This is a genomic window from Lysobacter sp. BMK333-48F3 (assembly GCF_019733395.1).
Classification (GTDB): domain Bacteria; phylum Pseudomonadota; class Gammaproteobacteria; order Xanthomonadales; family Xanthomonadaceae; genus Lysobacter.
This window is the reverse complement of record NZ_JAIHOO010000001.1, coordinates 2,331,396-2,345,933: the sequence shown is the minus strand read 5'-3', so window position 1 is coordinate 2,345,933 and position 14,538 is coordinate 2,331,396. Positions and strand designations below refer to the sequence as shown.

Annotated in this window: 11 protein-coding genes; 7 read left to right on the top strand and 4 right to left on the bottom strand. The window is 69.2% G+C overall.

Annotation, left to right across the window (positions count from 1 at the left end; translation table 11 throughout):
- Positions 1 to 264 precede the first annotated feature (264 nt).
- On the top strand, positions 265 to 1,320 hold the full coding sequence (locus tag K4L06_RS09960; protein ID WP_221671243.1) for a M23 family metallopeptidase: 1,056 nt from the start codon (positions 265 to 267) through the stop codon (positions 1,318 to 1,320).
- A 162-nt stretch (positions 1,321 to 1,482) separates the two neighbouring features.
- Here K4L06_RS09960 and K4L06_RS09955 read toward each other — a convergent pair whose 3' ends face one another.
- Positions 1,483 to 3,555 (bottom strand): patatin-like phospholipase family protein, encoded by a 2,073-nt coding sequence (locus K4L06_RS09955; RefSeq protein ID WP_221671242.1) that lies wholly within the window; start codon positions 3,553 to 3,555, stop codon positions 1,483 to 1,485.
- 349 nt (positions 3,556 to 3,904) lie between these two features.
- On the opposite strand from K4L06_RS09955, the gene K4L06_RS09950 reads away from it, so the two are divergent.
- Positions 3,905 to 4,309, top strand: a complete 405-nt coding sequence (locus K4L06_RS09950) for a hypothetical protein (RefSeq protein WP_221671241.1) — start codon at positions 3,905 to 3,907, stop codon at positions 4,307 to 4,309.
- Positions 4,310 to 4,338: 29 nt separating this feature from the next.
- Here K4L06_RS09950 and K4L06_RS09945 read toward each other — a convergent pair whose 3' ends face one another.
- Entirely contained in the window at positions 4,339 to 4,992 is a 654-nt protein-coding gene (locus K4L06_RS09945; protein ID WP_221671240.1) for a glutathione S-transferase family protein, read from the bottom strand.
- A gap of 830 nt (positions 4,993 to 5,822) precedes the next feature.
- Between K4L06_RS09945 and K4L06_RS09940 the strand changes: the two genes are divergently transcribed.
- Positions 5,823 to 7,133 (top strand): iron-containing redox enzyme family protein, encoded by a 1,311-nt coding sequence (locus K4L06_RS09940; protein ID WP_221671239.1) that lies wholly within the window; start codon positions 5,823 to 5,825, stop codon positions 7,131 to 7,133.
- A 60-nt stretch (positions 7,134 to 7,193) separates the two neighbouring features.
- Here the strand turns inward: K4L06_RS09940 and K4L06_RS09935 are convergent, their stop codons facing one another.
- Together K4L06_RS09935 and glmS are read right to left on the bottom strand one after the other, a co-directional pair.
- On the bottom strand, positions 7,194 to 8,585 hold the full coding sequence (locus K4L06_RS09935) for an aspartate aminotransferase family protein (RefSeq protein WP_221671238.1): 1,392 nt from the start codon (positions 8,583 to 8,585) through the stop codon (positions 7,194 to 7,196).
- Positions 8,586 to 8,881: 296 nt separating this feature from the next.
- Positions 8,882 to 10,714, bottom strand: coding sequence for a glutamine--fructose-6-phosphate transaminase (isomerizing) (glmS, locus tag K4L06_RS09930; protein WP_221671237.1), 1,833 nt, complete (start codon positions 10,712 to 10,714; stop codon positions 8,882 to 8,884).
- Between the two features lie 187 nt (positions 10,715 to 10,901).
- On the opposite strand from glmS, the gene K4L06_RS09925 reads away from it, so the two are divergent.
- Genes K4L06_RS09925 through K4L06_RS09910 form a run of 4 tightly spaced genes read left to right on the top strand, consistent with a single transcriptional unit; the run spans position 10,902 to position 14,481 of the window.
- Positions 10,902 to 12,179 carry an efflux RND transporter periplasmic adaptor subunit gene (locus K4L06_RS09925; protein ID WP_221671236.1) on the top strand — a complete coding sequence of 426 codons (1,278 nt, stop codon included), beginning with the start codon at positions 10,902 to 10,904 and terminating at the stop codon, positions 12,177 to 12,179.
- A gap of 2 nt (positions 12,180 to 12,181) precedes the next feature.
- Positions 12,182 to 12,388 carry a hypothetical protein gene (locus tag K4L06_RS09920; RefSeq protein ID WP_221671235.1) on the top strand — a complete coding sequence of 69 codons (207 nt, stop codon included), beginning with the start codon at positions 12,182 to 12,184 and terminating at the stop codon, positions 12,386 to 12,388.
- A gap of 43 nt (positions 12,389 to 12,431) precedes the next feature.
- Entirely contained in the window at positions 12,432 to 13,160 is a 729-nt protein-coding gene (locus K4L06_RS09915) for an ABC transporter ATP-binding protein (protein WP_221671234.1), read from the top strand.
- Between the two features lie 10 nt (positions 13,161 to 13,170).
- The gene (locus tag K4L06_RS09910) at positions 13,171 to 14,481 is read left to right on the top strand and encodes an ABC transporter permease (protein WP_221671233.1); all 1,311 of its coding nucleotides are present in this window, start codon (positions 13,171 to 13,173) and stop codon (positions 14,479 to 14,481) included.
- Positions 14,482 to 14,538 lie beyond the last annotated feature (57 nt).

The following is a 14,538-nucleotide window of genomic DNA, read 5'->3' as shown; positions in this document are numbered from 1 at the left end:
CGAGCGCCAACGGGCCCAGATACGACCCGTGACCTGTTCGATCCGCTGGCGACCTCCCGGCTCCGTCAGAGCGATGCAGTTGCCGACTCGGCTAGACTTCGCCTCGCCAAACGTTCCGGGAGGGAATCCAGAGTGTCGACATCATGGTTGCGCGCCGCCGCATTGGGGCTTGTGCTGTTGGGAGGCGCGCCGGCATTCGCGGCGCAAACCAACGACCTGCCTCTTCCAGGCGGATGCGATTACGTCCGATCGGAACAGGAGACGATGCCCGCACCGGCCGCTCGAGGCCCGTCGTTCCCGCCGGTGCAGCTTGAGCTCCGCACACCGATCGCGCCCACCGCATTCGCCGCGAACGGCCATTCGATGATGATCTACGAGCTGCACCTGCAGAACTTCTCGGACAGCCCCTTGCCGTTGCGCGCTATCCAGGTTCTCGATGGAACCCGCGCCATGGACGCCCCCCTCGTTTCTCTCTCAGGCGAGCGACTCAAGGGCAAGCTCATGCTCGTGGGTGGCGGCGAGCTCGATGAAGCGCCGACCTTGGGCCCCGGTCGCCTGGCCGTGGCCTTCCTGTGTCTCGCCTTCGACGACCGGTCGCCGCCCGGAAAGCTGACGCATCGGGTGCTGCTCGACGATGCCGCGGCCGACGGACCGATCGTCGACATGAAGCCAGGCGAACTCAAGATCCTGGCCGCGCCGCTGTCGGGCTCGGACTGGGCAGCCGTGAGCGGCTTGAGCGTCGGCGCGCATCACCGATCGGGCCTCATCGTCGCCGGCGGACTCGGGCAGATCTCGCGCCGATACGCCATCGACTGGAAGCGCCGCAAGGACGGCGCCTTTTTCTCCGGCGACCCGCGGGACGTGCGCTCCTATCATGCGTACGGCGCCGACGTTCGCGCGGTGGCGGATGCGACGGTCGTGCAGGTCAGGAACGACTTGCCAGATAATATTCCACGTACGCCGGCGGGCTTCGAAACGGCGGTTCCGGTGACGATGGAGACGGTCGCCGGGAATTCGGTGGTGCTCGACCTGGGCCGGGGGCAGTTCGCCTACTACGCTCATCTGAAACCGGGCAGCGTACGCGTCAAGACGGGCGATCGAGTGCGCCTGGGCGAAGCGATTGCGGCAGTCGGAAATTCGGGAGATGCGCGCGAGCCGCACCTCCATTTCCAGGTGACCGATGGCCCCGGCATTCTGGCGAGCGAAGGCCTGCCCTACGTCATCGACCGATTTCGAATGAAGCTTCCGGACGGCAGTTGGCAGGAGCGAGCCAATGAGTTTCCGTTGGGAAACGTCATCATCGAATTCGCTGGGCGCTAACGGCGCCCATCTCGGGCTCGGACTTGGTCCCGGCTTCAAGCCTAACCTAGGCGCGATCGCGCTCCTGCCATCGCTCTCCACCGTGTTGTCGGGCGTACGCGGCCAGTGGGTTGCGATCTCGCGGCGCGCGAACCGCGATGGCCCGACCGGTGCGCCGGCCGCTCAGATCCGCGGACGCGTCTTCAGTTCGGGCGTCGGCCTGGGCGCCTCGCGCTCCAATCGCGTGCTCGGCCGCGCCTGGTTGGACGCATCGATCAGCTTGGCCAGCGCCCGCAGGCGCTTGAACGCCTCCAACGCCAGTCCGGCCTGGGTGTAGTAGAGGCCCTGCGGATCGGCGTCCAGATTGTCCAGTCCTTCGAAGCTGTAGCTGCACGCGTGCGCAGACGGCTCGAAGAAGCGGTCGAAGTTCGCGTCGGTGCCCTGCAATTTTCCGCACGCGCCCTCCAGCGAACCGAGCAGCTCGCTCATGCCGGCGAGCAGCAAGCGCAGGCGGATGATCTGGTGATTGCCCCAGTTCATGCTGGAGGGATCGGTCACATCGGTCCACAGGTCCGGGTTGCCGAAGCGCTCGACGAAGTTCAGGCCGGCGATGCGTCCATACTCGGTCAGGACCTTGATTAGTTCCGAGTCCATCGACAGGTTCAAGCCGCCTTCGCGTTTGGTCAGCAGGATCAGGCCGATGCGGTCGCGGAAGCCGGGAAGATGCGAAAGCGTTTCGTGGTTCCAATCCTTCGCCACATGGACCACCGTACCGAGGAATCCCGCCAGCCTGGCGAATCCTCCGCCCTCGAACCGATGCCACCAGGTCAGCCGGGCGTCGCCGTTCTTCTTCGGAAAACGCACCCGCTCGGGCTCTCCCTCCTCCGCCTGCCCCAGGTCGAGGCCGAACGTCGGCCGGCACGGCAGCGAACTATCAAAGAAATGGATCGGGAAATTGGAGCCCACGCCGCCATCGGTGAACCAGCACGGTTCCAGCTTGCGCCGCGGTTCGCCGCGCTGCGCCGCATGCGTCGCGGACCGCTTGCGCGGGCGGCGGTTGAAGTCCACCGCATGCAGCGGTATCGCGCTGAGCAGCAACGGGAAACTCAGGCTCATGCGGACCGCCACGACCACCGGCAGGTCGTCGGGCGCAGGCAAGCGGCGGAATCCGCTCAGGTCCAGGTCCTCAGAAGCCGAGCCGGCGTCCGCCGACGCCGGCCGTTCGCGCGCGTGCATCCAGGCATTCACCCGCGGCGGGAACAACTCGCGGAAGTCCGACTCCTTGTAGAAGAACTGTTTGTTCTCCCGCACCTGCTCATCGTCGCGGAACGGGAGCCGGAACGGCCGGCCCAGGGTCAGGCAGGTAGTCATCATCTGCAGATCGATGCCGTGCTTGCGCAGGTCGCCGAACGTGAGCGGCTTGGCCCGATCCACTTCGTCGTCCTCGCCGGCTTGCGCGTCGCGCTGACCGCATAGCGCATCCAGATAGTCCGCCAGCCACACGGTCAGCGCCTCTTCCGGCGCCCGATCGTCCGCAGCCGGCATGCCGGTGCAGGCGCCGAAACGATTGTTCGGCAACTCGCGAAACAGCAGCCACAGCGCATGGGCCAGCGCGACCAGTACCGCGCCGGTCAGCGCACCGGCGAGCACCCAGGGCCATACCAACACGGCGCCGCTGCGCGCCACCGCCCAGCCCAGCGGCACGCTGCCTATCGCCGCCCCGAGCACGATGGCCGGAGCGAAGTGGGCGAACAGCGCTTTCGCGCCGGCGCCGGCGCGACGCCAGCCGGTACGCTCGCCCATTACGCCCAGGAACACGTCGAACAAAGGCCGAAGCTTCGGCGCCGGCTTGAAGAACGCCAACAGCTTGGTGCCGCGCCCGCCGACGGGCTTGCTCACCAGGTGCTCGGGCAGTTTAGCCAGGGCCTGGAATCCCGCGTCGTTGTTCCAGCGCTGCCGCCCCAGCTCCGCCGCCGCCGCGGCCGCCGCAGCGATCGCGCCGGCGCTGGTTCCGCCGATGCTGCGCAAGGTGAAGGCCTTGGCGATCTCCACCACCGCCAGGGGGTAGACGATGCCGCTGGTGATGCCGCCCTTCATGACCAGGTCGCACTGGGTCGCAAAGACGCGGCCGGGCGCCGCTTGCGTGGTCGATTCGTCCGTCATCTCGCCCTCCCTCAGGCCGCCGTCGCCCGTGCCGCCACGGCCGTCGCGCGCCTCGTCTCCCCTGTTACGCGGAACCGCGAATGCCAAGGCCACTCGCGCTCGCTTGTCGTCGGCGACGAACCTGCGCGGCCTTCAAGAGCGGCAGGCCGTCCAACGCAGCGAGTCTTGCCGGCGGTCGTCGCCGAAGCCGAGGCCGGACGACTGCACCCGGCCCCCGCGGCCGCCCGATCGCGTTGCATTGGCTCACGACTCGCCCCTGCCGGAACCGGCGGACGCAGGGACGCCTATTGCGGCAGGCTTCTTCGATCGAGCCCGTCTTGGCCGGGCGCATGGAACATGACAGGCTATCGTTCCGCGCCTGGTTCATCCGAGCCGCGACCGCTTCCCCACTCGGCCTGAGTCGAGCATCGAGCCCCATGCCATGTCGCCATAGCTGATCGAATTGCTGCAGAGCTTCACCGACCCCGATAGCGAGGAGCACCTCGACGCTCTGTCCGAGGCCATCGGCAAGATCGACCCTTCGACGTGCGGGCAGGACGAGTTCCGCGCCTCATTCGGCGTATTCGAGCGCTTTCCCGAGGACGACGCCTACGGCCTGTTCTGGAGTCTGCTGCATGCGCTGGAAAAATGCCGAGGCTACGAGCCGGAACTGCTGGCATCGGTGCGCCGCAAACCTGGCGAGTTCAATACCCGGATGGTCTTGCGTCTGCACAACGTCGGCGCCGCACCGATCGCAGGCCGGACGCTGGACGAAGTCGTGGGCGAAATCCTCGATCACCCGGACGCGCCTGCGGACGTCGTCGACTATGCGAGAGAATACTTGGCCGGGCGCGAGGCCGGCGTCTGAGCCCCTGCGCTACGCGGCGGGCATGAGGATCAGCCCGCTTTCGGCGGGCCGGCGTTGACCGCCCACTGAGCGGCGAAGGCGCGCCGATAGGCCGGCCGCGCTTCGCCGCGGGCGACATAGGCGGCCAGCGACGGATACTCGGCGAGCAGGCCCGACGGCCTGAGCCTCAGCAACACCGACACCATCATCAGATCGCCGGCGCTGAAACCGCCATCGAGCCATTCCTCGCCATCCAGTCGCTCTGCCAGCTGGGTCAGTCGTTGGCGGATGCGATCGGCGACCAGCGGCAGGCGTTCTTGCGCCCACGGCCGATCGCCTTCCTGGATCTTGGCCACCGCCAGGTCGAGGATCGGCGGCTCGACCGTGTTGAGCGCGGCGAACATCCAGGCGATGGCGCGGTCGCGCGCATTGGCCTCATCCGGCAGCAGGCCGGGGCGGTTCTGCGCCAGATGCAACACGATCGCGCCGGTTTCGAACAGGACCAGACCGCCCTCCTCGAACGTGGGAATCTGGCCGAAGGGATGCAGGCGCAGGTGCGCGGGCTGCTTCATCGCCGTGAACGACAGCAGGCGCACTGCGTAGGGCCGGCCGACTTCTTCCAGCGCCCAGCGTACGCGGGTATCGCGCGCCAGGACCTGGCCGCCGTCGGGCGAGCGTTCGAAGGCGGTGATGACGATGCTCATGGCGAGTGCTCCTGGCTGGGTCTTGGTGCGGCTCGATCGGAAGAACTGGCCGCCTTTCACCCTGGCGACGAACGGCCGGCCGTGGATTCGACATGCGACGGGGCCACCTGCCCGGCTCGACCTTACCCGGCAAGCGGCGGCCATCCAGCCGGCCCCAAGCTGCCGCGCTTTTCGGAGAGCCCAGCTCCTGTCTCGGGCGATCCCAGACCCTTCGCGGCGCAGCGTCCGATTCCGCAACCGGTTGTACATCCGCATGCCGCCGTTGCGGGCTTGCGCTGCCGTATGAATGCGGATCTCGCGCCGGATCCTGGTCCCGCGGCCCGACCCGACGACTTGTAATTCGGAGCCGCGAATCACGGTGTCGGCGCGGGCGAGTGTGGATGCTGGCCCGACGGCCGGCCGCTCCGATCGACGCTCCGATCGACGCGAACGTTTGCCGCGGGCGACAGCAGCAGCGCCGAGTGCAACGACGTCCCATCCGTAGCCGACCAGGGACGGCATCCGGGCTCGGGTCGCAACCGGCGCGACCCGCTCCGGAGAGGCTGTGCGCCGCATCGTCCGCCGATCCTGCGCTCGCCGCAGATGCGCCGGTCGCGGCCGGCCGGCGCGCTGGCTGCGCGACACGCCCGTGGGGTTTCGCCCGGGCCGTCATCGCCGTTCCAGCGCCCTGTCACTGGCGCCGCCGGGACGCATTACGGAAAAGAACGGGTGCGGTCCGCCCCGCCGCCGCCACGTGTTCGACCAGGGGCTTTCGGCACAGCCCGGCCGCGGGCGCAATCCCGCTCCGGGCGACGTCACTCACCTTCGAAGCTAGAGGACGGATGACCAACATGAAGACTGTTTCGCCATCACAGCCGTGTTGCTCCAACCAGGTGGATATCGATCGGTTCTGGGCCCTGGCCGACGAGCTGCAACGCCAGACCGTCGAGCGCGCGCAGGCCATGTTCGCCTTCGTGGAAACCGCCAGCCCGCAGCGTCTGCATTCGCTGCTGCTGCAGTACCGCTACTTCACCAGCTACTACATCACCGATATCGCGCTGCTGGTCGCCCGGCTGCAACCCGGCCGGATGCGCAGCTTCCTCGCCGACATCCTGCTCGACGAGCTCGGCGGCGGCGACCCGGCCCAGGCGCACCCGGAACTGTACGACGGGTTTCTCGCCAGCCTGGACGTCGCCCAGCCCTCGCCGCAGACGATGGCGCTGGCCGGCAATATCCAACTGCTGGACCAGGCCCGCGCGCGCCTGATCGACCCTGCCTGCAGCCCGGCCTACGGCATCGGCCTGCGCGGCATGGGCGGCGAGTGCGTCTGCCAGATTTACCTGGCGCGGCTGTATCAGCACCTGATCCGCAATCCCTATATCCAGCGCAACCACGACCGGATCGCCTGGACGTTCTGGGATCTGCATGTCGGCGAGCACGACATCGCCCACCGCGAGCAGCTGCGCAAGCTGATCGGCGACGAGATCGCCGGCATGGACAGCGGCAGCGTCGAGGCCTTGCAGCAGGGTTTCTGCGACAGCATGGCGGCGTGGTCGTCGTTCTGGAGCAACATCCTGGACGAGGCGAGCAAGGCCGACGATGCGCCCGCCGGCGAGCGCGCCGCGGTCGCCGAACTGGTGCTGGGCCCGGCGGCCGGCCACCGCGACGACGCCATCCATCAGTTCCACCTGGCGATCGGCGTGCACGACCTGCAGCAAGCGCGCCGGTTCTACTGCGAGGTGCTCGGCGCCAAGCAGGGCCGCTCGACCCGCAATCTGATCGACCTGGATTTCTACGGCCACCACCTGGTGATCCACCAGACCCCGCAGACCGGCGACGACGCGGACCATTCGTTCGGCTCGGCCTTCTACGGCGAGACCGTGCGGGTGCCGCACTTCGGCATGAACCTCAACTGGCGCGACTGGAGCGGGCTGGCCGAACGGATCAAGGCGCGCGACTACGGCTTCATCGACCCGCCGCACGTACGCATGCGCGAACTGCCGGGCGAGCACGCCACCATGTTCCTCAGCGACCCCAGCGGCAACTGCCTGGAGTTCAAGGCCTTCCGCAACCACGACGAAGTGTTTTCGGTGATCTTCTCCGACAGCACCAAGGACATCTTCGGCCTGGACGCGTTGGCGGAGAAAGCGGCCGCGGCCTGAGACGCGGATACCCGAGCCCCGGCCCAGGCCGGGGCTTTTCGCGTTCGCCGGCGCGGCAGGTTAGCCCGCCGCGTGGCGATCGGCCGCCTGCAAGGCGTCGTCGATGATCGCCAGCCCGCTGCGCAGGTCGGCCTCGTCGATGGTCAGCGGCGGCGCCACATGCACCCGGTTGAAGTGCACGAACGGCCATAGGCCGCGCTGTTTGCAGGCCGCGGCGAACTCGGCCATCGGCCGGTTGTCGGCGCCGGCCGCGTTGTAAGGCACCAGCGGCTCGCGGCTGTCGCGGTCGCGCACCAGTTCGATCGCCCAGAACATGCCCAGGCCGCGCACTTCGCCGACGCTGGGGTGCCTGCGCTGCAGTTCTTCCAGCGCAGGCCGGACGATCCGCTCGCCGAGGCGGCGGGCGCGCTCGATGATGCCGTCCTCGCGGTACACGTTCAGGCAGGCCACCGCCGCGGCGCAGGCCAGCGGATGGCCGGAATAGGTCAGGCCGCCGGGGAAGGGGCGGTCGTCGAAGGTGCTGGCGATGGATTCGCTGAGGATCACCCCGCCCAACGGCACGTAGCCGCAGTTGACGCCCTTGGCGAAGGTGATCAGGTCCGGCACCACGCCCCAATGGTCGATCGCGAACCATTCGCCGCAACGGCCGAAGCCGGCCATGACCTCGTCGGCGATCATGACGATGCCGTGGCGGTCGCACAGCTCGCGCACGCCCTGCAGATAACCGTCCGGCGGCACCAGGATGCCGTTGCCGCCGACCACCGATTCCAGCAGCACCGCGGCGACGGTGTGCGGCCCTTCGACCATCAAGGTATCGGCCAGGTGGGCCAGCGCGCGTTCGCATTCCTGCGCCGGCGAATCGGCATGGAAGGCGGAGCGGTACGGATACGGCCCCCAGAACCGCACCGTGCCCGGCATGCCCGGTTCGGCGCCCCAGCGGCGCGGGTCGCCGGTCAGCGAGATCGCCCCGGCGGTGGCGCCGTGGTAGCTGCGGTAGGCCGACAACACCTTGAGCCGGCCGGTGTGATGGCGGGCGATGCGCACCGCGTTCTCGACCGCCTCGGCGCCGCCGTTGGTGAAGAAAACCTTGTTCAGATCGCCGGGCGCGGCCTGGGCGATCAGCCGCGCCGCTTCGGCGGTGGCCTCGTTGGCGTGGTAGGGCGCGACCGTGCACAGGCGCGCGGCCTGGGCCTGGATCGCGGCGACCAGCTTGGGGTGTTGGTGGCCCAGGTTGACGTTGACCAACTGGCTGGAGAAATCCAGCCAGCGCCGTCCGCTCTCGTCCCAGAAATGCGAGCCGCTGGCGCCGGCGACGACGACCGGGTCCAGGCCGGCCTGCGCCGACCAGGAATGGATGACGTGGGCGCGGTCGTTGCGGTAAGCGGCGGATGGTTCCGCGGCGGCCGCGCTCGGGCCGGAGCGGGAGATGGAGCGTTCGAGGTCGATCGTCATGGCAGCGCGGGACTCGGATGAGGGCGCTGGGCGACGGCCGGTGCGCCGTGGGGCTGGGCCGAACGGCGGCGTTGCGCGCCGCCTTGTTGCTCCGGCTTGCGGGCCGGACGGGAGGTCCGCGTCGGCGGAGCGCCGAGCGCGCAGATCAGGTTATCGATCGGAACCGTACTCGCGAAACCCTACTCGCCAAACCGCACGCGCGGATCCAACGCGCCGGACCGGCGGCGGTCGCGCCGCCGGCCACTGTCGCAGCTGTCGCCGCCGCGCGGCGGGCGCGGCGGCGAAACAGCGGCGGCTTACTCCACCGTCACCGCCTTGGCCAGGTTGCGCGGCTTGTCCACGTCGGTGCCGCGCGCCAGCGCGGCGTGGTAGGCCAACAACTGCACCGGGATCGCATGCACCACCGGCGACAGCACGCCGACATGGCGCGGGGTGCGGATCACGTGCACCGCCTCGGACTCGCCGAAGTGGCTGTCGAGGTCGGCGAACACGAACATCTCGCCGCCGCGCGCGCGCACTTCCTGGATGTTGGACTTCACCTTCTCCAGCAGCTTGTCGTTCGGCGCGATCACCACCACCGGCATGGCCGCGTCGACCAGGGCCAGCGGGCCGTGCTTGAGCTCGCCGGCCGGATAGGCCTCGGCGTGGATGTAGGAGATTTCCTTGAGCTTGAGCGCGCCTTCCAGGGCGATCGGGTAGTGCACGCCGCGGCCGAGGAACAGCGCATGCTGCTTGGGCGCGAAACGCTCCGCCCAGGCGGTGATCTGCGGCTCCAGGTTGAGCGCGTGCTGGACGCTGCCCGGCAGGTGGCGCAGGGCGTCGACGAACTCGGCTTCCTGCTCGGCCGACAGCTTGCCCTGCAGCTTGGCCAGGGTCGCGGTGAGGGTGAACAGCGCCACCAGCTGGGTGGTGAAGGCCTTGGTCGAGGCCACGCCGATCTCGGCGCCGGCGCGGGTGTAGTAGACCAGCTTGCTGGCGCGCGGGATCGCGCTTTCGGGCACGTTGCAGATCGACAGGGTGCGCTCGTGGCCCAGCGACTTGGCGTACTTCAGCGCCTCCATCGTGTCCAGGGTTTCGCCCGACTGCGAGATGGTGACGATCAGTTGCTTGGGATTCGCGACCGCAGCGCGGTAACGGTATTCGCTGGCGATCTCGACCTGGCACGGCAGGCCGGCGATGGCCTCGATCCAGTAGCGCGCGGTCAGGCCGGCGTAGTAGCTGGTGCCGCAGGCCAGGATCTGCACGCCCTCGATGCCGGCGAACACCGACTCGGCCTGGGCCCCGAACAGCGACGGCGAGAACGCGCCGTTGTCCATCACCGCCTCGATGGTGTCGGCGATGGCGCGCGGCTGCTCGTGGATTTCCTTCTGCATGAAGTGGCGGTACGGGCCCAGCTCCAGCGAGGCCAGCGAGACGTCGGACACGTGCACTTCGCGTTCGATGCGCGCCCCCTGCGCGTCGAACACCTGCACCGCGTCGCGGCCGAGGTCGGCGGTGTCGCCTTCTTCCAGGAAGATCACCCGTCGGGTGGCCTGGAGGATCGCCGAGACGTCGCTGGCGATGAAGTTCTCGCCCTCGCCCAGGCCGATCAGCAGCGGGCAGCCCATGCGCGCGGCGATCATCCGGCCGGGTTCGCGCTTGCTGACCACGGCGATGGCGTAGGCGCCGACCAGCTCGCGCACCGTGCTCTGCACCGCCGTCAGCAGGTCCCCGTCCTGCTTGAGGTGGTGGTGGATCAGGTGGGCGATGACTTCGGTGTCGGTCTGCGACTCGAAGGCATAGCCGGCGGCGCGCAGGCGCTCGCGCTGCTCGTCGTGGTTTTCGATGATGCCGTTGTGCACCACCGCCAGCTCGCCGAAGCTGATGTGCGGGTGGGCATTGGCTTCGGTCACGCCGCCGTGGGTGGCCCAACGGGTGTGGCCGATGCCGACCTGGGCGCTGAAGCCTTCGGCCTGGGCCGCGGCCTCCATCTCGCCGACGCGGCCGGTGCGGCGCACGCGACGCAGCTGCGCGCCGTCGAACACGGCGATGCCGGCCGAGTCGTAGCCGCGGTATTCCAAACGTTTGAGTCCGTCGATGAGGACGGGGACCACATCGCGATCGGCGATCGCACCAACGATTCCGCACATGCTGGGGGCAACTCCTTCGGGGGATCCGCCGATTCTAGCCAGTGCGCTTTGCGACATGTCCGGCGGACGGCGCGAGCGTCCGGACGGACGCGCGGACAGGCTCGCAGGTCATTTCAAATCAACGACTTGCGGTTGGCACGGGTTGTGCTTGGGTTAAGCCCAGACACCCGCCGCGAGCCGCATCGAAATGAGTATCCGCGACACTTCTGCGCAGGACCACCGGGTCGCCCCGTCCGCCGCCGCGCGGCGCCGGCCGTGGCTGTTCGGTGCCGGCGCCGGCGTGCTGGCGTTGGCCGCCGGCGCCTGGCTGCTGTCGGGCTGGAGCGCGGGCGGGCGTTCGATCGCGGCCGAGCGGCTGCGTTTCGCCGAAGTGAAGCGCGGCGACCTGGTCCGCGACATCGCCGCCGACGGCCGGGTCATCGCCGCCAACAGCCCGATCCTGTACGCGATCGCCGGCGGCTCGGTCGAGCTCAAGGTGGTCGCCGGCGACGTGGTCCGCCGCGGCCAGGTCCTGGCCGAGATCGACAGCCCCGAACTGCGCAGCAAGCTGGCCCAGGAACAGGCCACCCTGGCCGGCCTGGAGGCCGAAGCCAGCCGCGCCGACCTGGCCGCCGAACTGGCCCGCTCGACCGCACGCAAGGAACTCGACCAGGCCCAGGTCGACCGCGTCGCCGCGGTGCGCGACCTGGAGCGCTACCAGCGCGCCTTCGACGGCGGCGCGGTGGCCAAGGTCGACGTCGCCAAGGCCCAGGACGAATTGAAGAAAGCCGACATCGGCCTCGACCACGCACGCGGCGATCTCGACCGCCAGGGCCGCAGCGCCGGCCTGGACGCACGCAACAAGCGCCTGTTGGCCGATCGCCAGCGCGCGATCGTCGCCGAGGCGCAGCGCCAGGTCGACGCGCTGACCCTGCGCGCGCCGTTCGACGGCCAGGTCGGTCAGATCCAAGTCGCCCAGCGCGCCAACGTCGCCGCCAACGCGCCGGTGCTCAGCGTGGTCGACCTGGGCGTGTTCGAGGTCGAGATCAAGGTGCCGGAAAGCTTCGCCCGCGAGTTGGCGATCGGCATGCCGGCGCAGATCGGCGGCGGCAGCGGCGACAACTTCCCGGCGCGGATCTCGGCGGTGTCGCCGGAAGTGGTCGGCGGCGAAGTGGTCAGCCGCCTGCGCTTCATCGACCGTCAACCCTCGGGCCTGCGCCAGAACCAGCGCATGAGCGCGCGCATCGTCCTGGACACGCGCCGCAACGTGCTGATGGTCGAGCGCGGCCCGTTCCTGGAGCAGTCCGGCGGCCGTTACGCCTATGTGGTCGACGACGGCCTGGCCGCGCGCCGGCCGATCCGCACCGGCGCCAGCAGCCTGAGCCAGGTGGAAATCCTCGACGGCCTGCAGCCGGGCCAGCGCATCGTGGTCTCCGGCAGCGACCAATTCGACAACGCGGACGCGGTCCGCATCAGTGGAGAATGATCATGTACGCCATGCACAAGCCCGCCGCCCCGGCGTGGAACCCGCAACAGCTGGCCGACGCGGTGCCGCTGCGCCTGCATCAGCTGGTCGATTTCGACCTGGCCCGCGACGCCGCCGCGGCGCGCAGCGCCAACGCCGAGCCGCGCCGGCCGCTGCGCGGCGCGCACTACGCGGCCGCCGCGGCGCTGCCGATGTTCGCGGTGCGCTGAGCATCGCCTTTCGTTTCAGACATCTCTTCGAGGAATAGCCTTCATGCTCGACATGCGCCAGGTCACCAAGGTCTACCGCACCGAACTCGTGGAAACGCACGCGCTGCGTTCGCTGGATCTGCACGTCGGCGAGGGCGAGTTCGTCGCGGTGACCGGGCCGTCCGGCTCGGGCAAGACCACCTTCCTCAACATCGCCGGCCTGCTGGAGACCTTCACCGGCGGCGAATACCGGCTCGACGGCGAAGACGTGCGCGGCCTGTCCGACGACGCCCGCTCGCGGCTGCGCAACCAGAAGATCGGCTTCATCTTCCAAAGCTTCAACCTGATCCCCGACCTCAACCTGTTCGACAACTGCGACGTGCCGTTGCGCTACCGGCGCATGCCCGCGGCCGAGCGCAAGCAGCGCATCGAGCAGGCGCTGGCCCAGGTCGGCCTGGGCTCGCGCATGAAGCACTACCCGGCCGAGCTGTCCGGCGGCCAGCAACAGCGCGCCGCGATCGCCCGCGCCCTGGCCGGCACGCCGCGCCTGCTGCTCGCCGACGAACCCACCGGCAACCTGGACTCGCAAATGGCGCGCGGGGTGATGGAATTGCTGGAGGAGATCAACGCCGCCGGCACCACGATAGTCATGGTCACCCACGACCCGGAGCTGGCCGCGCGCGCGCAGCGCAACGTGCACATCGTCGACGGCATGGCCACCGACCTGAAGGCCGAGCCCAGCCTGATCCGCACCCCGGCTCCGGCCGAAATCGCCGACGCCCTGTCCGCCTGAGGCCGCCGCCATGTCCGGCAACAGCCAATTCGCCTACTACCTCCACCTCGCCCTGCGCAGCTTCAAGCGCAACCGGGTGCTGACCGCGCTGATGGTGCTGGCGATCGCGCTCGGCATCGGCGCGTCGATGACCACCCTGACCGTGTTCCACGTGCTGTCCGGCGATCCGATACCGAACAAGAGCGAGCGCCTGTTCTACGTCCAGCTCGATGCCGCCGACCTGCACGGCTTCAAGCCCGGCGAGGAGCCCGAAGACCAGCTGACCCGCTTCGACGCCGAAGCCCTGCTGCGCGAAGGCCGCGCCGAGCGCCAGGCGCTGATGTCCGGCGGCAACGTCGTGGTCACTCCGTCCGACGGCCAGTCGTCGAAGATCAGCGAGGCGCGCTACACCAGCGAAGGCTTCTTCGATCTGTTCGATACGCCGTTCCAGTACGGCCGCGGCTGGACCCGCGCCGAAGACGAGGGTCACGCCCGCGTCGCGGTGATTTCGCGCGAACTCAATCAGACCCTGTTCGGCGGCGCCGACAGCGTCGGCCGCACGGTGCGGGTGGAGAACGTCGACCTGCGCATCGTCGGCGTGCTCGGCGATTGGCGCCCGGTGCCGCGCTTCTACGACCTCAACCTGTCGCGCTACGGCGAGCCGGAGGAACTGTTCGTGCCGTTCTGGACCGCACGCGACATCGGCCTGGAGCACAGCGGCAACCGCAACTGCTGGGCCGATTCCGGCGGCGACCAGCTGTCTTCCACCGCGCCCTGCGCCTGGGTGCAGTACTGGGCGCAGATGGACCCGGCCCAGGCCGGCGCCTACCGCGACTACCTGGGCGCCTATTCCGAACAACAACGCAAGGCCGGCCGCTTCCAGCGCCCGCCCAATCCGCGCCTGCGCGACGTCATGCAGCACCTGGAACACAACAAGGTGGTGCCCAACGACGTGCGCCTGCAGGTCTGGCTGGCGTTCGGCTTCCTGCTGGTGTGCCTGATCAACACCGTCGGCCTGCTGCTGGCCAAGTGCCTGCGGCGCTCGGCGGAGATCGGCGTGCGCCGCGCCCTGGGCGCGTCGCGCCGCGACATCTTCCTGCAGTTCCTGGTCGAGGCCGGCACGCTCGGCGTGGCCGGCGCGGTGCTCGGCCTGGGCCTGGCCCTGCTCGGGCTGTGGGCGGTGCGGCAGAACCCGGCCCAGTACGCGCAGTTGGCGCAACTGGACGGAACCATGCTGCTGACCACCTTCGCCCTGTCGATCGGCGCCAGCGTGCTGGCCGGGCTGTTGCCGGCCTGGCGCGCCTGCCAGGTGACTCCGGCGATCCAGCTCAAATCCCAGTAACGCGCACGCCGCGAACCAGAAACGACCCGCCGCCGGCGATGTCCGGCGGCCTCGACG

Coding starts and splice junctions, on each gene's coding strand:
- K4L06_RS09960 (WP_221671243.1), top strand. CDS start 265: ATGCCCGCACCGGCCGCTCGAGGCCCGTCGTTCCCGCCGGTGCAGCTT.
- K4L06_RS09945 (WP_221671240.1), bottom strand. CDS start 4,992: ATGAGCATCGTCATCACCGCCTTCGAACGCTCGCCCGACGGCGGCCAG.
- K4L06_RS09940 (WP_221671239.1), top strand. CDS start 5,823: ATGAAGACTGTTTCGCCATCACAGCCGTGTTGCTCCAACCAGGTGGAT.
- K4L06_RS09935 (WP_221671238.1), bottom strand. CDS start 8,585: ATGACGATCGACCTCGAACGCTCCATCTCCCGCTCCGGCCCGAGCGCG.
- glmS (WP_221671237.1), bottom strand. CDS start 10,714: ATGTGCGGAATCGTTGGTGCGATCGCCGATCGCGATGTGGTCCCCGTC.
- K4L06_RS09925 (WP_221671236.1), top strand. CDS start 10,902: ATGAGTATCCGCGACACTTCTGCGCAGGACCACCGGGTCGCCCCGTCC.
- K4L06_RS09920 (WP_221671235.1), top strand. CDS start 12,182: ATGTACGCCATGCACAAGCCCGCCGCCCCGGCGTGGAACCCGCAACAG.
- K4L06_RS09915 (WP_221671234.1), top strand. CDS start 12,432: ATGCTCGACATGCGCCAGGTCACCAAGGTCTACCGCACCGAACTCGTG.
- K4L06_RS09910 (WP_221671233.1), top strand. CDS start 13,171: ATGTCCGGCAACAGCCAATTCGCCTACTACCTCCACCTCGCCCTGCGC.